Consider the following 16,406-nt stretch of genomic DNA (forward strand, 5'->3'; position numbering starts at 1 on the left):
AACCCAGCAGATCTCGAGCCCCGAACAGGTCAGAGACTCAGTATTCGGTCTACAAGCATCGGCGAGAAGTCCTCATCCACCCGCAATACCACCGCGCAGTGGGCCCCTTCGATCAAGGGGTATCCCCGGAATTGGCCGCGCAAATCGGCAATGGTTTGACCCCGACCAATCCCGAGCGTCGCGTCGATCTCTACGGGAACAATGGGAGCGAGTGACGGGACTACCTCGCCGGTCGCTATTGCTGCCGCCAGTGGGTCGTGCAGCGCCGAACTCGGATGCCCATAGACGTTGACGTAAAACTCGAAATACAGCTCGAGCATCGCCCCGATAGCAATGGCCACAGGTTTCCCGGAGCTCAGAAGACGCTGCCGCGCAGGCTCTTCCATTCGCTGCTGCATGGTGACGTCCAAACCGACCATCGTCATCGGCCACGGTGCCGCAAAGACCGCGGCCGCTGCCTCCGGGTCGAGGCCGATATTCGCCTCGGCTACCGGCGTAATGTTGCCGGGCGCCAGCGCGGCCCCGCCCATGATGGTCAAGTGCGAAATTTTGGTCGGTAGCGACGGGTCGAGTTTCAGGGCAAGGGCAAGGTTCGTCAGCGGTCCAATCGCTACCAGTCGAAGTTCGCCGGCATACTCGTCCGCAAGCTTCACGATCAGCTCGGCTCCGGACTCCGCGACCACCGAAGCCGACGCGGTCGGAAGTTCGATGTTGCCCACACCGTTCGCCCCGTGGATATGCGGCACGCCACCCTCGAAATCACCCACCAGCGGGTCGTGCGCTCCCACAGCTACCGGGATGCCCTCGAAACCGGATATTTCCAGCAGGTCGAGGCAGTTCTGCGCGGCCTGGGCAGCGCTGACATTGCCCGACACCGTCGTGATTCCGACGAGATTGGCCACCGGCGAAGCGAGCAGATAGAGCAGCGCCAACGAGTCGTCGATGCCAGTATCGCAATCCAGGAGAAACGGAGGCGCTGCGATGGCATCCGGCCGTGCGGTTTCTGGCACAGGGCTCCTTATCAACGGGGAACTGGTCGAGCCGCAACCCTATCCGCCCCCGCGCCCTTGAGGTCGACGCAGCTGTCTACGATTGCCCCATGACCGAAGCCGCTGTTCTGAAAACCGAAGCCAAACTGCTGTACCGGTTAATTACCGGGCCCGACGACATCACCTTCTGCCAGCGCATCAGTGCCGCACTGGCCGATGGGTACCGCTTGTACGGGAGCCCGGCTGCCACGTTCGATCCAGAAAAACGGGTTGTTACTTTGGCGCAGGCGGTCGTGCTTGACGTTGCCGTCGACAACAAGGGCACCTTGCGCGGGTAAGGAAACAGCCAGCTCCTGGCCAATCTCGCACCTGCAGCAAGGGCGGCGCCCAGCCTGGTCGTGACCCCAGTCACGGCAGGTCAGGCCCGTCATAAGGGCACGGTAGGTTGGAATGGTTGCTTTCGCAGACCTTGCATCCACTTGGGGAGTTTTTTCTAATGACGTTGCCGTTGCGTGTTGCTGTAGTCGGCGCTGGGCCAGCCGGGATCTACGCATCCGACATCCTGACGAAGAATGATCCGGACGCGACCGTGGATATCTACGATCGGCTGCCCACGCCCTACGGGCTCATTCGATACGGGGTTGCGCCGGATCACCCGCGGATCAAGCAAATTATCGTTGCTCTGCACCGCGTCATGGAAAACCCGCGTATCCACTTCACCGGCAACGTCCACGTCGGAGTCGACGTCAGCATTGACGAACTGCGTGGCTACTACGACGCCGTCGTCTTCGCCACCGGCGCCGAACGCGACCGCACCGTTGCCATTCCCGGCATCGGCCTCCCGCGCTCCTACGGCGGCGCTGACTTTGTCGCCTTCTACGATTCGCACCCCGATCGCGAGCAGACTTGGGACCTCAGCGATGCCAGCAGCGTTGCCGTTCTGGGTGTGGGCAACGTCGGCTTGGACGTGGCGCGTATCTTAGCTCGCACCGGCGATGAGCTTCTGTACACCGAAATCCCGCCGCACGTCCACGCTGCGCTGAGCAACTCGGCCGTTACCGACGTCCACATGTTCGCTCGCCGGGGACCCGCCCAAGCTCAGTTCACCCCCGTCGAATTACGCGAGCTGGACCACTCCCCCAACGTGCAGGTAGTGGTGCACCCCGAAGGCATGGAGTTTGACGAGGGCTCAGAAGCCGCGCTGCGCGAGTCGAAGTCGCTGCGGATGGTAGTGGATGTTCTCTCCCAGTGGGCCATGCGCGACCCGGAAGACGGGCCGCAGCGCCGAGTCCACATCCACTTCCTGGAGAACCCGGTTGAGATCCTCGGCGACGAAACATCAGGGGTCACCGGCTTACGCACCGAGCACCAGGAGCTCACCGGCGATGAGGGTATTCGCGGCACCGGCGTCTTCACCGACTGGGATGTGCAAGCGGTGTACCGCTGCGTCGGATATCGATCCGAGCCTATTGCCGAAATACCGTTCGACGACCGAAAGATGGTGCTGCCCAACGTAGCCGGCCGAGTACTGCAAGCTGCCGGGCCCGATGCCGAGGTCCTACCGGGGGTGTACGCCACCGGCTGGGTCAAGCGTGGCCCGGTCGGACTCATTGGGCACACCAAATCTGACGCCGCCGAAACGATCGCAAACCTGTTGCAGGACGCCCCGCACCTGACGAAGGCCCCCCACCGCGACCGAGCGGCCGTCCACGCGATGCTTGTCGCAAAGGGATTGCCCGTCACCGACTTCGACGGATGGGACAGGCTTGAAGACTTTGAGCGGGCAGCCGGCGTCGCGGTCGGTCGCGAGCGCATCAAGTCAATTTCCAGGCCGGAAATGACGGAAGTGGCAGGGGTCCGCTAGTCCGCTCGGGCGAACAGTTCCAAGACACCACGATTGCCCCGCCATCCGAACTAAGCTTGGGCCAGCACACCCTGGGCCCGCGAGGCTTTAGCTGAGAAGCGTCGGCCCAGAACAGATTGCCCCGAAGTCCCGCATCGGTCATCGCCGCCCAGCAAAGTGAGGTAGTCAACGTGGTTCACGCTGTCCAGGGAGTTATCTCCCGTACCAAAGACGCCCCCGTCGAAGTCGTCACCATTCTCGTTCCGGATCCGGGTCCGGGCGAGGCTTTGGTGAAGGTCCAGGCTTGCGGTGTCTGCCACACCGACTTGCACTACAAGCTCGGCGGTATCGGCGACAGCTACCCCTACCTACTAGGCCACGAGGCCGCCGGAATTGTCGAAGCGGTTGGCGAAGGAGTCACCGACGTCGCACCCGGCGACTACGTTATTTTGAACTGGCGTGCGGTCTGCGGCAGCTGCCGCGCGTGCTCCAAAGGCCAGCCCTGGTACTGCTTCAATACCCATAACGCGGCGCAGAAGATGACGCTGGAAGACGGCACCGAGCTCTCCCCCGCTTTGGGCATCGGCGCCTTCGCGGAGAAGACGCTGGTCCACGCGAAGCAGTGCACCAAAGTGGACCCGGCGGCGCCGGCCACCGTCGCCGGCCTCCTAGGCTGCGGTGTGATGGCGGGCATCGGCGCTGCCATCAACACGGGCAACGTCAGCAAGAACGACACCGTCGCGGTGATCGGATGCGGCGGCGTCGGCGACGCAGCTATTGCCGGATCGCGATTGGTGGGCGCTCGGCGCATCATCGCCATCGACCGAGATCAGCGAAAGCTGGATTGGGCCAAGGAGTTCGGGGCGACTCACACGATCTTGGTCGAGGCTGACACCGATGTGCCCGCTCAGATCCAAGCGCTCACTGACGGCCACGGCGCCGACGTGGTGATTGACGCTGTTGGCCGCCCGGAAACGTGGAAGCAGGCGTTCTATGGGCGCGACCTCGCTGGCACCGTCGTGTTAGTGGGTGTGCCGACACCGCAGATGCAGCTCGAAATCCCGCTGCTGGATATTTTTGGCCGGGGTGGCTCGCTCAAGTCCTCCTGGTACGGGGATTGCTTACCTTCGCGCGATTTCCCGGTGCTGATTGAGCTGTACCTGCAGGGCAGATTGCCGTTGGACAAGTTTGTCAGCGAAGAAATTTCGCTCGCCGAGATCGAGGCCGCCTTCGATAAGATGCACGCCGGCGACGTGCTGCGCAGCGTCGTCGTCATCTAGCTCTGCCCTTCGCGAAGGAGTGGAGTTGTGACCGACTAAGACCGAGTCAGAACTCCATTCCATTCGTGCAGAGCGCTGATCAGCCGCCGGATTTGCGGCGGAACTGACGTTTGCTCACCCCTGGAGTTGAAGACCCCAGCAAATTGTTCTGCCCGTCGAGGTGGCCGGACCGCTTCAACGCGTGGGCGTTCTTGCGGGCCAAAGCAGTTGCCATGAGAGCCTTTTGGTCGACGACCACATCACCCGTCAACTCCGGTGTGGGGATTTCTTCCACTTCGGATGCCGACACTGGGGATGCCGACACTGGCGCATCTGCGGCTGGCTCTTCGTGACTGTGTCCAGTGTGAGACATAACCCGTCCTTTATTCGTTGCGGTGCTACTCGGTAGGTTGCTCCATCATGTCCCACCCTGCAGCCCACAGTGACCACCCACGCCACCTTGCACCGCTCCTCCGGGGCTGCAGTTCCGAGTCCCATCCCGTGTGATTCACCCTCGCCTGATGACGGCAGGAATCGCGGGGTGACAAGATGTAGTTAGCGTCAAATACCCGCCCGAACGAAGGAAGTTTTTCGATGAGTGAGCGCACCCAGGTCCTGCGCAATTTCGTCAACGGTCAGTCCGTTGACGCTGCTGACGGAGCGACGATGGAGGTCACCAACCCGTCCACCGGACAGGTCTACGCCACCGCCGCTCAATCGGGCGCCGCCGATGTCGACGCAGCCTACGCCGCCGCAGATCACGCCTTTGAACAGTGGGGTAACACCACTCCCGCCGAGCGCCAGCGTGCCTTGCTCAGGATCGCTGACTCACTCGAAGAACGGGCTGGCGATTTTGTCGCGTGCGAAGTTGAGAACACGGGCAAGCCCATTGCTCTGACGGCCAGCGAGGAGCTTCCCCCGGCGATTGATCAACTGCGTTTCTTTGCTGGCGCCGCTCGCGTCCTGGAGGGCCGCTCCGCCGGCGAATACATGGCGGGCCATACGTCATTCGTCCGCCGCGAGCCCATCGGCGTGATCGGACAGGTCACCCCGTGGAATTACCCCCTGATGATGGCCATCTGGAAGATCGGTCCGGCGCTGGCCGCCGGCAACACCATCGTGCTCAAGCCATCCGACACCACCCCCGCGTCCACATTGCTGCTCGCCGAATTGGCCGCGGAATTCCTGCCGCCCGGCGTCCTTAACGTCATTACTGGCGACCGCGAGACTGGCAAGGCCCTCGTTTCGCACCCGACGCCGCAGATGGTGGCAATCACCGGCTCCATCCGCGCCGGCATCTCGGTAGCGGAGGCAGCTGCGGCTCAGGTCAAGCGCGTGCACCTGGAATTGGGCGGCAAAGCGCCCGTCATCATCTTCAACGACGCCGACATCGAAGCAGCAGCCGAAGCAATCGCGGTTGCGGGTTACTTCAACGCGGGCCAGGACTGCACAGCTGCCACCCGCGTCCTCGTTGCCTCCGGGGTGCACGACGCATTCGTCGCGGCACTGGCGGCGCATGCCAAGGCCACGATTACCGGGCCACCGTCGAACACGGACGCCCTCTACGGCGCCATTAACAATGCCAATCAACTCGCGCACGTCAGCGGGTTTATCGAGCGTTTGCCCGACCACGCCAGCCTGAACGCGGGTGGAACGCGGGTCGGCAACGAGGGCTTCTTCTACGCCCCCACCGTCGTCTCCGGTTTACGACAAGACGACGACGCCGTGCAGAACGAGATCTTCGGACCGGTCATCACCGTCCAGAAATTTTCCGACGAGCGCGAAGCGCTGAGCTGGGCTAACGGAACCAAATACGGCCTTGCATCCTCCGTGTGGACCGCCGACCACGGCCGCGCCATGCGGATGTCCAAGGCGCTGAATTTCGGTTGCGTGTGGATCAATACCCACATCCCGCTGGTGGCAGAGATGCCGCACGGCGGCTTCGGACAGTCCGGCTACGGCAAGGACCTTTCGATGTATGGCCTCGAGGACTACACCCGCATCAAACACGTCATGTCCGCCATCGGCGACATCAACTCAGGAGTATGACCGTGACACCTTCGCTGACAACTGTTGACGCACCACTGGGCGTGCAGAGCTACCACACCGAACTTACGCAGGAGCGGCGGCTGGTCACCGCCATTCCCGGACCCCTGTCGACGGCCATGCATGCGCGGCGGACCGCAGCGGTGGCCGCCGGCGTTTCCTCCACTCTGCCGATCTACACCGCCGATGCGGGTGGCGGCGTCATCGTCGATATTGACGGGAACTCCCTCATCGACTTCGGGTCGGGCATCGCCGTGACCAGCGTCGGTAACGCAGCGCCCCTCGTCAGCGCCGCAGTGGCAGAGCAAGCCGCGCATTTCATCCACACCTGTTTCATGGTGACACCGTACGAGGGGTACGTTGCCGTCGCCGAGAAGCTGAACGCGCTCACGCCAGGCAGCCACGCCAAGCGGACCGCGCTGTTCAACTCAGGCTCGGAGGCGGTGGAGAACGCCGTCAAAATTGCGCGCACCGCCACCAAGCGACAGGCTGTCGTCGTCTTCGACCACGCCTACCACGGCCGCACCAGCCTCACGATGGCGCTGACGGCCAAGGCCATGCCGTACAAGAAGGGATTCGGACCCTTCCCGGGCGAGATCTACCGCGTACCAATGTCCTACCCGTTCCGAGATTCTGGAATCTCGGGCAAAGAGGCAGCTGCACGGGCGATCTCGATGATGGACAAGCAAATTGGTGGCAGCGAAATTGCCTGCGTCATCATCGAACCCATCCAGGGCGAGGGCGGCTTCATCGCGCCTGCCGACGGCTTCCTGTCCGCGATTTCCGAGTACTGCGCCGCCAACGGGATCGTGTTTGTCGCCGACGAGGTGCAGAGCGGTTTCTGCCGGACCGGGCAGTGGTTTGCCAGTGACTTTGAAGGCATTGTGCCCGACCTCGTGATTACCGCCAAAGGCATCGCGGGCGGTATGCCGATCTCCGGGGTCACGGGGAGAGCGGATCTGATGGACGCCGTGCACCCCGGCGGTTTGGGCGGCACGTACGGCGGCAACCCCGTCGCGTGCGCCGCGGCGCTGGGCGCCATCCAAACGATGGAAGCCCTCAACTTAAACGCCGCGGCCCTCTCGATCGAGGCCGCAGCTGTTCCAAGGCTGAAGGCGCTAGCCGCGGAGACCGGGAAAATCGGTGACGTACGTGGCCGGGGAGCGATGCTGGCCCTCGAATTCACCGTCGCGGGTTCGCTCGAGCCCGATCCAGCCACGGCGACTGCCGTGGCAAAGGCCTGCCACGCAGAAGGTGTCGTTATCTTGACCTGTGGTACCTACGGGAACGTCATCCGGCTCCTGCCACCGCTGGTGATCGGGGCCAAGTTACTGTCCGAAGGCTTGGACGTCCTGGAAGCGGCAGTTCGACGCTGCTAGCGCCGGTTGGCCCCGACGCCAGATGCGAGTTTCGACCATCTGGCGCCGGTAAGCTGCCAATGGCATTCCAACGAGCCGGCACCACCCCCGCTCGGACGAGCGCGGCCGCCAACCATAGTGCGAGCGGTACTGACAGGGCCAGATAGCCCTGAACATCGAGAGGATTCCCCCGTGGCAGCCGATATTGTCCCCATTGAGCTCGGCCTGACCGCCGGCAACCTCGTGACGCTGTGGGCGCCGCTGTGGCGCGAGGACGGCGAGGAGTGGGAGGCCTTTCTCGGGCACGGCGAAAACCTCTACGCATTCCCCCATGTCGCGCAGCTTGCCGCATTCATTCGCACCGAGGATGAGCACGACCTTGCCGACCATCCCGATTGGGAGGATTTCCCCGACGCACTGACCCACGAGCTGCAGCCGGGCGAGGATCGCAAATTCGACCTGGTGGGCGTGCCCGAACTAGTCTCCGGCCCCGCCGACATCTGGACATTGGCCGAACTCGGCGACACCGTCGCAATTCTCCGTTCGCTCGCCGAAGTGTGCGATCTCGACGTCGTCAACAGCGTGCTTGACTCCGCTGAAGGCTTCCAACTCCTTTCCTTCGGCGAATCCGCCTTCTCCGGCCGGGGCGGCGAGAAGCTGTGGACCGGCATTGGCAAGGCCGTAGTTGCCCGATGGGATGAAGTGATCGATGCTCTCGATGCCATCGTCATCACTCCCGAAGTGAATGCCGAAGCACTCGTCCAAGCCGAAGCAGAATTTGCCTCCGTCGCGAAGCTCGAGGCTGGTGTCCTTGTTGATGGCGAGCGGGAGATTGAGGCTGCCGAAGACGATGTAGAACGAAGCGAGGAACTTAAGTTCTGGGACGAAATCGGTATCGACTGCATCACTGTCACCGTCGACGGGAAGTCCGGCCACACCCTCCGTTGCTACCTCGGTCAGCAAGCGGTGTTCCTGTCCGTGGCCAACCGCATCCAGATCTTCACCACTGGAACCGGTTTGCTGGATTATCTGGCCGATGCGGGGAACAAGCACACGCTGTCCGGCATCGAAGTGTTTGACGAAGTGCGCAGTGGCGCCGCAGCCGGGGATATCGAAATCGTTGCTGGTCCCGAAAACACCTACGTGATCGATGGTGTGATGCAACAACTGGCCAAGGGGCCCGAAGCGGTCCACCCACGCAAGCTCGAACTTGCGGTTGAACTATTGACCGACGCAGCCACCGCCCGCGGCGACGAAGAGACCACCGATGCCATGACGACAGCAACCCCATTGGGGTCTTTGCTCGGCGCCTGCCTGCGGCCGGACCCCAACCGTTTGGCTCCCGCACCGCCGTTCACCGATGAAGTAACCGCATGGAACATCTTGGTCGAGCGCTTTGTTGCCACGCTGGACTGGGACGGTGGCTCGGACGACGAATTCGACGAGCTCGACTGATCCCACTCGAGACAGGCCCACGGGCTGAGCGCCCAGGGCTGGGTGTCCAGGGCTGGGCGCCCAGGGCTGAGTGTCCAGGGCTGGACGCCCCTGGTGTCGTAGGTCTTTGCGGTGCCGCACTTGCGCGACTCGCTAGACCCCTACCGGCCACCCCTTTGATGCTAAACGTTGATGTTCAACGCTGATGTTCAACCCTGATGCTCAACGCTGACCTGCTGGGCATAGATTCCGTGCTGCACGCTGCTGCCCCCGCCCACGGCAGCCTGCAACTTCCGAATCTCGATCGCGGCGCATCGCCTCTGCTACCTCGATGCCCAGCAGGTCCATAGCCTTAGGTAAACACATGTCAACCCATTGGGGGAATAGCAGTTTCAAAAATGTGGATCAATCGAGAAAAATACTACTGTGAGTCCATGGCGCCGCACGGTGCGTGGTAAAAAACTACAGAACTACTCCCCCCGTGTTGGTATGAGGCAGTCGCCTTCTAGACCAGATACCGCGTATCACCGCAAGGGGTGTAGTGCCCCCCGTGATCGTTAGCCTGCCAGCGCGGCGTACCCGGGCTTGATGACGTCGTTGATAATCGCCAGCCGCTCGTCAAAGGGCAGGAACGATGACTTCATCGCGTTGAGGGTAAACCATTGCATTTCCTCCCAGCCGTAACCGAAAGCCTGCGCCAGCGCGGTCATCTCGCTCGTCATCGAAACGCCGGACATCAACCGATTGTCGGTGTTGACTGTTACCCGAAACTTCAGTTTTGTGAGCAGGCCGATCGGGTGCTCAGCGATCGAGGCCGCCGCTCCGGTCTGGATATTTGAACTGGGACACATCTCCAACGGAATCCGTCGATCGCGAACGTAAGCAGCGAGTAGGCCCAAACTCACCGTGCCATCCGCTGCCACCGAAATGTCGTCGATGATGCGCACGCCGTGGCCCAAACGCTCTGCGCCGCACCACGTCAGCGCCTCCCAGATGGAGGGCAGACCAAAGGCCTCGCCAGCATGGATCGTGAAATGCGCGTTCTCCTTGCGCAGATATTCGAAAGCGTCCAAATGACGAGAGGGCGGGAAACCCGCTTCGGCGCCGGCTATGTCGAATCCAGCGACCCCCCGATCGCGATACTGCACCACCAACTCGGCGATCTCCCGAGAGCGGGCCGCATGGCGCATAGCCGTCAACAGGGCCCGGACCACGATGGGGTGCCCGGCTTCCGAGGCGATGGCCGCGCCGATCGCAAAGCCTTCCAGCACGGCCTCCACGACTTCGGTCAGGTGCATACCCTTCTCGGTGTGCAGTTCCGGAGCGAACCTGACCTCCGCGTACACCACACCGTCCGCAGCGTGGTCTTGGGCGCACTCAGAAGCCACTCTGATCAGCGAGGCGCGGTCCTGCATTACACCCACGGTGTGCGCGAACGTCTCGAGATAACGTACAAGCGACCCGGAATCTGCGGACTCGGTGAACCAGCGCGCTAGCTCTTGCGCGTCGGTGGCGGGTAGGGCCGAATACCCGGTCTGCTGCGCCAGATCGATGATTGTCTGTGGTCGCAGACCGCCATCAAGATGATCGTGCAGCACCACCTTCGGTGCGAGGCGAATGTTGGCTGGAGTTACTGAAGCTGGCATGTTTTCACGCTACCGGACTTGCCTAGCCTGAGCCGAAGGCGGCGCGCAGGGGTGCAGCAGTGCTCACCAGCGGGGTCAACCGCGAATGGTATCCAGCACCACTGGCGTGCGCGTAAACGCCGTTCCCGCTGGCGAGATGGTGACCGCATCGGCAAGCTCGGACAGCGCATCGGCGAATCGCTCGGGGGTGTCTGTTCTCAGTTCAAAAATCGGCTGACCGACCGCCACCTCGACACCAGGCTTGACCAAGCACATAATCCCCGCCGCAGCCTGCACACGCTCCTCTTTCCGCGCTCGACCTGCACCCAGTCGCCACGCGCTTACCCCCACCGCGAGGGCGTCCATACGCGTTACAAGCCCGGCACTCTCGGCACACACCAGATGTGTTTCGCGCGGAGCCGGAAAGACGAAGTCTGGGTCTGCACCTTGGCCACTAATCATCTGTCGCCAGCTGTCCATTGCCGCGCCAGAAGCCAAAACCTCGGCAGGGTCGGTGTCAATGCCCGCGAGGGACAGCATCTCTCGCGCTAGCGACAGCGTGAGCTCCACTACGTCCGGCGGGCCACCGCCAGCGAGCACCTCCACAGCCTCCGTGACCTCGATAGCATTACCCACCGCGCAGCCCAACGGAGTCGACATATCCGTCAGCAAGGCGGTGGTCCGAACCCCATGCGCTGAGCCAAGTGTGACCATCGTCTTCGCCAACTCCGTGGCTTGGTCGCGCCTTTTCATAAAAGCTCCTGCGCCAACCTTGACGTCGAGGACCAACGCATCGGTACCCTCGGCAATTTTCTTGCTCATAATGGAGGCCGCGATCATCGGGATTGATTCGACGGTTGAGGTGACATCCCGTAGGGCGTAGAGCTTCTTGTCTGCCGGAGCGAGATCGGCTGATGCGGCACAGATTACGGCGCCCACGCGAGAAAGCTGATTAATGAACTCCGCGGGAGTGAGCATCGGATTCCAGCCGCGAATAGACTCGAGTTTGTCGAGCGTTCCGCCGGTATGACCCAAACCGCGCCCCGATAACTGCGGCACGGCGGCCCCACAAGCGGCAACCAAAGCAGCCAACGGCAGCGAGATCTTGTCGCCCACGCCACCTGTCGAGTGCTTATCCACCGTTGGGCGGCCGACTCCGGAAAGGTCAAGTCGAACTCCGGAGTCGATCATCGCCGAGGTCCAACGCGAGATCTCTCTAGGCGTCATGCCGTTGAGATAGATCGCCATCAGCAGCGCGGACATCTGCTCCTCCGCAACAGCTCCCGCGGTGTAGTGCGCTACCACCCACTCGATCTGCGCGTCGCTGAGCTCCTTCCGGTCCCGCTTGGCACGGATGATGTCTACGGCGGCAAAACTCATGGGTGTCCTCTCCCGTATTCAGCTAGCACTGCGAGGTGCACCTTCGGGCAGGATGCCCGCTCCCGCAGGCGGGTTTTAGGTGGTGGGCAGGTGCTCCGGACCGAACGCATCCGGCAGGACCCAGCTCATAGGCTTGATTCCCGAAGGAGTGTCGACCAATAGCTCTGGCCCGCCGAACTCATAAATTACTTGACGGCATCGCCCGCACGGCATCAGCAACTCACCGGCGCCGCTGCGGCAGGCAACGGCCACCAGCTTGCCGCCGCCGGTCAACCTGAGCTGTCCCACCAGCGCGCACTCGGCGCACAGGCCCAATCCGTACGAGGCGTTCTCGACATTGCAGCCGGTGATGATGCGGCCGTCGTCGACGAGGGCAGCAACGCCCACTTGGAGGCCGGAGTAGGGGCAATAGGCCAGCAAGGCGGCCTGCACAGCACGCGCCCGCAAATCGTCCCAGTCATACCCAGTAGTCATTAGTGGTCCTCTCCAGATCGGTATGGCAGGCCGGCATGCGCCGGCGGCCGTAGACGTTGACTCGCCGCAGCCAGCACCAGCAGCGTCACCACGTACGGCGACATGGTGACGAGATCCGTAGGCAATTTTGTGACAGTCAAATTTGCTAGCAGGAATCCCGCGGCAACGATCAGCGTGGCAACAGCAACCAGCGGCCGTTTCCGGCGGAACTGCATGATCGCCAAGCCGAACAGGAGAGCGGTCACAAAGAGAAAGAGTGCGGGGATGCTGTCGGCGGAGAGCAACTGCAGCGAGTCGGTGTAACCAAACAGTCCGGCGCCACCGAGAAGACCGACCGGGCGCCAGTTTCCAAAGATCATGATTGCCAAACCGATGTAGCCACGGTTTGCTGTCTGGCCCTCCTGGTAGGCCGAACTCGCCACCACAGCGAGGAACGCGCCACCGAGTCCTGCGAGCCCGCCACTGACGACCATCGCCTGGTACCGGAGGCGAATGACCTTGACGCCCAGGCTTTCTGCCGCCGAGGGAGCCTCCCCGGAAGACCGGAGTCGCAGCCCGAACTTGGTGCGCCACAACAGGTACGCGGTGATGGGGACCAACACAATCGCGACGATGGTAGCGAGCGACACTTCAAACATCAGCCCGCGCGCAATGCCTGCAATGTCGGAAAGCAAGAACCAATGCTTGTCTTCGAGCGAGCCCAATAAATCTGGGCTTTCCCATCCGAACGGCTTCCCGCCGGCGAGAACCGGCATGGAGAGAGTGTCGATCGCAGATGACCTGGGCGGCGACTTTGACACGCCCCCACCGGGGGCATCCTTGAAGGTGACCGCAGCTAAATACTGGGTGACACCCAACGCCAAAATATTCAGTGCCACACCGGAAATGACGTGGTCGACGTTGAACCGAATCGTCGCTAGGGCGTGGATCAAACCACCGATGATGCCTCCGACAATGCCGAAGGCAAGCCCCATCCACGGTCCGAACTTCCAGGCTCCGAAGCCGCCCGCGAAGGTACCGAGGATCATCATGCCCTCAATACCGATGTTGACGATGCCTACGCGTTCGGCCCAGAGGCCCGCGAGTCCGGCGAGCAACAGCGGGACAGCCAATCGCAGCGTTGCCTCGACAGTGCTGGAGGAGGTTAAACCATTGGCGCCGGTGATCGCCCGGACGAGAGAGAGCAGCACCAGTAACGCAACGCCAATAATCACCAACCTCATCGGGCCCTTGCGGCCTAGTACGTCAAGGATCTTGTACCTCGAGCCCGCAGGCGTACCTGGCGTCCTAGGCGCCAGGGGTGTCGTGGTGCTCATACGAGCGCCTCCCCACGGTCCAGTGCCTTGGAAGTGCCTCGCTGGGTGCGTTTCTCATACCATCTCGAGACGGCCTCGTTCACGATCACGACGGTCAGCACCACGATTCCCTGAATGATGTCAACGATGGATTTGGGCACTTCCTGCAACTGCAAAATACCGGAGGAAGCCTGCAAGAAGCCGAATAGTAGACCGGCAAGCACGATGCCGCCGGGGTGGTTGCGGCCCAGCAACGCGACCGCGATGCCGACAAACCCCAGACCGGTGCCCAGACCCGGGCGGTAGGAGTGTTCGTCCACCATTAGCGACTGCATTCCCACCAAACCGGCCAACGCACCGGAGAACAACATGGCGCGGACAACCATCTTCTTCGAGTCGATGCCAGCGGTGCGAGCGGCCACTGGGTTCAGACCCGAGGAGCGCAGTTGGAAACCAAACGTGGAGCGGAACACGACGAGCCACACCACGAACGCCACCACCAAAGCAAACACGAAATACCAGGACAACTTTCCGGCAGAACCGGAGAAGACGTTACCGAGCCAGGCAGATTCGGGCAGGACCGCGGTGCGGACATCCAGGGAAGGTCGCCCGGACGAATCCAACTTGGTTGATTTGAAAAAGCTCTGGAACAGCCATCCCGTCAAACCCAGGGCAATGGCGTTCAACATGATGGTCGCAATCACCTCGTTAACGCCCCGCCACACCTTCAGCAGCGCGGCAATTCCCGCGTATGCGGCGCCCGCAGCCATGGCCACTACAAAGATGAACGCCACGTGCAGCGGCCCCGGCAGCTTCACTGCGGCTCCGGCGACGGCAGCGAGCAGCAATGCCACCCGGAACTGGCCTTCGACACCGATGTTGAACAAGTTCATTTTGAATCCGACGGCGACAGCGCATGCCGACATGATCAGTGGGCCAGAGCGTTTCGCCGCGTCCAGCAGCTGCTGTGGTTCGGTGCCGTAAGAAAACATCTGCCGGTAGACCTCGAACGCGTTGTGTCCCGTGGTCCACAGCAAAACGCCACCCAGGATGAAAGCCACCAGAACAGCTCCGATAGTTCCCACGCCGATGACGCCAAATCGTTGTAGCGCAGCCCGATCCATCACGCCACCTCCTGCTCTGTTCCGGTCATGTACACACCGAGCATGTCGGGGGTGGCATCCGTGGGCGCCAACCTCGCTGTGATCCGGCCGTCGAACATCACGACCAAGGTGTCCGACAGGCCCAGGAGCTCGTCCAGATCGGCCGAAATCAACAGGATCCCCATTCCCGCGTCGCGCGCCTTTCGCAGTTCCTCCCAGATGGTCGCCTGCGCCCCAACATCCACTCCTCGGGTCGGATGGGCGGCAATCAAAATGGTGGGGTGCGATTCGAGTTCGCGTCCGACGATGAGCTTTTGCTGGTTACCCCCCGAAAGGGCATATGCCGGAACGGTTTCGCTGGGTGTTCGCACGCCAAAGGTGGAGATTATCCGCCGGGTATCGGCGCGGACAGCTGCCGCCGCTAGAAAGGGCCCCTTCCGGAACTGTGGCTCAATTTCCCTTCCCAGCAGGGCGTTCTCCCACAGCGGCGCCCCGAGCATAAGGCCCTCTCGCTGACGGTCGAAGGGGACGTAGCCGATACCTGAGCCACGACTTTCCTGGGCTGACAACGTTGTCAGGTCCTTCCCGTCCAGCTCGACTTTGCCCTCGGCGACGGGGCGCAGGCCCATAATCGCCTCGCACAACTCGAATTGACCATTCCCTTCGACACCGGCAATGCCAACAATCTCACCGGCGCGCACCCGCAGGGAAACACTTTCCACCAACGGTTTTGCCTCAATTCCTGCAACGGTGACGTCGTCTACGTTGAGCAGGACTTTGTCGCCTATCTTGGTGACCCGGGCAGGTGGCACAGGGAGCTCGGACCCAACCATCATTTCGCCGAGCTGCTTTTTATTCACCTCGGCCGGCTTGACCGTGCCCACCGTTGTACCGGCTCGAATCACCGTGATGTCGTCCGCGACGGCAAGCACCTCGTCGAGTTTGTGGGAGATGAAGATGACGGTGGCGCCACCCTTCACCAGTTCGCGCAAGTTGACGAACAGCTCGGCAACCTCTTGCGGAACGAGAACGGCAGTGGGCTCGTCCAAGATCAAGATCTTGGCGCCCCGGTACAACACCTTAATGATCTCGATGCGCTGACGCTCACCCACGCCCAGCTCAGAAACCTGCGCGTCTAGGTCAACGAGGGAGCCGGCCCGCTGCGCTGCCTCGCGAACCAGCGCGTGAGCGTTACCAAAATCAATGCGGCCGCCGCTGGTGGGCTCGGAGCCGAGGATGACGTTTTCAAGCACCGTCAAGTTGTCGGCGAGCATGAAGTGTTGGTGGACCATACCGATACCCGCGGCGATAGCGTCGCTGGGGCTCTTGAAGGTCATCAATTGGCCGTTGACCGCGATCGTCCCAGCATCCGGCTGATGCATCCCGTAGAGGGTCTTCATCAACGTGGATTTGCCGGCTCCGTTCTCCCCCACGATCGCATGGATCGTGCCCCGGCGTACTTTCAACGACACATCCCGATTGGCAATGACGCCGGGGAATCTCTTTTCGATTCCCTCCAGCTCGACTGCCAGATCACTCTCGCTCACTCAGGCCACCTTCATCTCGCGCTGGGGCATTTTGTACTTCATCACTTCGCACT

14 protein-coding genes are annotated in these 16,406 nt (G+C 62.1%); 6 read left to right on the forward strand and 8 right to left on the reverse strand.

The window, feature by feature from the left end; genetic code table 11:
- Window positions 1-29: 29 nt before the first annotated feature.
- A complete protein-coding gene (locus EH165_RS10965) occupies window positions 30-1,010 on the reverse strand; it encodes a nucleoside hydrolase (RefSeq protein WP_206425930.1) in 981 nt (326 codons plus the stop codon).
- Window positions 1,011-1,099: 89 nt separating this feature from the next.
- On the opposite strand from EH165_RS10965, the gene EH165_RS10970 reads away from it, so the two are divergent.
- From EH165_RS10970 to EH165_RS10980, 3 genes are all read left to right on the forward strand, one after another.
- Window positions 1,100-1,327, forward strand: a complete 228-nt coding sequence (locus EH165_RS10970) for a DUF1737 domain-containing protein (protein ID WP_124799482.1) — start codon at window positions 1,100-1,102, stop codon at window positions 1,325-1,327.
- Window positions 1,328-1,485: 158 nt separating this feature from the next.
- The gene (locus EH165_RS10975; RefSeq protein WP_124799483.1) at window positions 1,486-2,853 is read left to right on the forward strand and encodes an FAD-dependent oxidoreductase; all 1,368 of its coding nucleotides are present in this window, start codon (window positions 1,486-1,488) and stop codon (window positions 2,851-2,853) included.
- A 170-nt stretch (window positions 2,854-3,023) separates the two neighbouring features.
- Window positions 3,024-4,112 carry an S-(hydroxymethyl)mycothiol dehydrogenase gene (locus EH165_RS10980; RefSeq protein ID WP_124799484.1) on the forward strand — a complete coding sequence of 363 codons (1,089 nt, stop codon included), beginning with the start codon at window positions 3,024-3,026 and terminating at the stop codon, window positions 4,110-4,112.
- Window positions 4,113-4,191: 79 nt separating this feature from the next.
- Here EH165_RS10980 and EH165_RS10985 read toward each other — a convergent pair whose 3' ends face one another.
- Window positions 4,192-4,464 (reverse strand): DUF5302 domain-containing protein, encoded by a 273-nt coding sequence (locus tag EH165_RS10985; protein ID WP_124799485.1) that lies wholly within the window; start codon window positions 4,462-4,464, stop codon window positions 4,192-4,194.
- Between the two features lie 221 nt (window positions 4,465-4,685).
- Here EH165_RS10985 and EH165_RS10990 point away from each other — a divergent pair, with 221 nt between their 5' ends.
- From EH165_RS10990 to EH165_RS11000, 3 genes are all read left to right on the forward strand, one after another.
- Window positions 4,686-6,140 carry an aminobutyraldehyde dehydrogenase gene (locus EH165_RS10990; protein WP_124799486.1) on the forward strand — a complete coding sequence of 485 codons (1,455 nt, stop codon included), beginning with the start codon at window positions 4,686-4,688 and terminating at the stop codon, window positions 6,138-6,140.
- On the forward strand, window positions 6,137-7,516 hold the full coding sequence (gene gabT / locus EH165_RS10995; protein WP_124799487.1) for a 4-aminobutyrate--2-oxoglutarate transaminase: 1,380 nt from the start codon (window positions 6,137-6,139) through the stop codon (window positions 7,514-7,516). Before EH165_RS10990 ends, gabT begins: the two co-directional genes overlap by 4 nt.
- A gap of 171 nt (window positions 7,517-7,687) precedes the next feature.
- Window positions 7,688-8,950: a primosomal protein gene (locus EH165_RS11000; RefSeq protein ID WP_124799488.1), complete on the forward strand. Its 1,263-nt coding sequence runs from the start codon at window positions 7,688-7,690 to the stop codon at window positions 8,948-8,950.
- A gap of 536 nt (window positions 8,951-9,486) precedes the next feature.
- Here the strand turns inward: EH165_RS11000 and EH165_RS11005 are convergent.
- The 6 genes from EH165_RS11005 to EH165_RS11030 form a co-directional block, all read right to left on the reverse strand.
- Window positions 9,487-10,575, reverse strand: coding sequence for an adenosine deaminase (locus EH165_RS11005; protein ID WP_124799489.1), 1,089 nt, complete (start codon window positions 10,573-10,575; stop codon window positions 9,487-9,489).
- Window positions 10,576-10,650: 75 nt separating this feature from the next.
- Complete coding sequence (locus tag EH165_RS11010) at window positions 10,651-11,934, reverse strand: thymidine phosphorylase (protein ID WP_124799490.1); 1,284 nt, start codon at window positions 11,932-11,934, stop codon at window positions 10,651-10,653.
- Between the two features lie 75 nt (window positions 11,935-12,009).
- Window positions 12,010-12,408: a cytidine deaminase gene (locus tag EH165_RS11015; protein ID WP_124799491.1), complete on the reverse strand. Its 399-nt coding sequence runs from the start codon at window positions 12,406-12,408 to the stop codon at window positions 12,010-12,012.
- Complete coding sequence (locus EH165_RS11020; RefSeq protein ID WP_124799492.1) at window positions 12,408-13,724, reverse strand: ABC transporter permease; 1,317 nt, start codon at window positions 13,722-13,724, stop codon at window positions 12,408-12,410. Before EH165_RS11020 ends, EH165_RS11015 begins: the two co-directional genes overlap by 1 nt.
- On the reverse strand, window positions 13,721-14,827 hold the full coding sequence (locus EH165_RS11025; RefSeq protein WP_239020786.1) for an ABC transporter permease: 1,107 nt from the start codon (window positions 14,825-14,827) through the stop codon (window positions 13,721-13,723). The genes EH165_RS11020 and EH165_RS11025 overlap by 4 nt, the downstream gene beginning before the upstream one ends.
- Entirely contained in the window at window positions 14,827-16,353 is a 1,527-nt protein-coding gene (locus tag EH165_RS11030; protein WP_124799494.1) for an ABC transporter ATP-binding protein, read from the reverse strand. The genes EH165_RS11025 and EH165_RS11030 overlap by 1 nt, the downstream gene beginning before the upstream one ends.
- Window positions 16,354-16,406 lie beyond the last annotated feature (53 nt).

The organism is Nakamurella antarctica (assembly GCF_003860405.1).
Lineage (GTDB): Bacteria > Actinomycetota > Actinomycetes > Mycobacteriales > Nakamurellaceae > Nakamurella > Nakamurella antarctica.

Bases quoted from the DNA above. Each gene is read 5' to 3' on its own strand.
- EH165_RS10985 (WP_124799485.1), bottom strand. From the start codon at position 4,464: ATGTCTCACACTGGACACAGTCACGAAGAGCCAGCCGCAGATGCGCCA.
- EH165_RS11015 (WP_124799491.1), bottom strand. From the start codon at position 12,408: ATGACTACTGGGTATGACTGGGACGATTTGCGGGCGCGTGCTGTGCAG.
- EH165_RS11020 (WP_124799492.1), bottom strand. From the start codon at position 13,724: ATGAGCACCACGACACCCCTGGCGCCTAGGACGCCAGGTACGCCTGCG.
- EH165_RS11025 (WP_239020786.1), bottom strand. From the start codon at position 14,827: ATGGATCGGGCTGCGCTACAACGATTTGGCGTCATCGGCGTGGGAACT.
- EH165_RS10975 (WP_124799483.1), top strand. From the start codon at position 1,486: ATGACGTTGCCGTTGCGTGTTGCTGTAGTCGGCGCTGGGCCAGCCGGG.
- EH165_RS10990 (WP_124799486.1), top strand. From the start codon at position 4,686: ATGAGTGAGCGCACCCAGGTCCTGCGCAATTTCGTCAACGGTCAGTCC.
- EH165_RS11010 (WP_124799490.1), bottom strand. From the start codon at position 11,934: ATGAGTTTTGCCGCCGTAGACATCATCCGTGCCAAGCGGGACCGGAAG.
- EH165_RS11005 (WP_124799489.1), bottom strand. From the start codon at position 10,575: ATGCCAGCTTCAGTAACTCCAGCCAACATTCGCCTCGCACCGAAGGTG.
- EH165_RS10970 (WP_124799482.1), top strand. From the start codon at position 1,100: ATGACCGAAGCCGCTGTTCTGAAAACCGAAGCCAAACTGCTGTACCGG.
- gabT (WP_124799487.1), top strand. From the start codon at position 6,137: ATGACCGTGACACCTTCGCTGACAACTGTTGACGCACCACTGGGCGTG.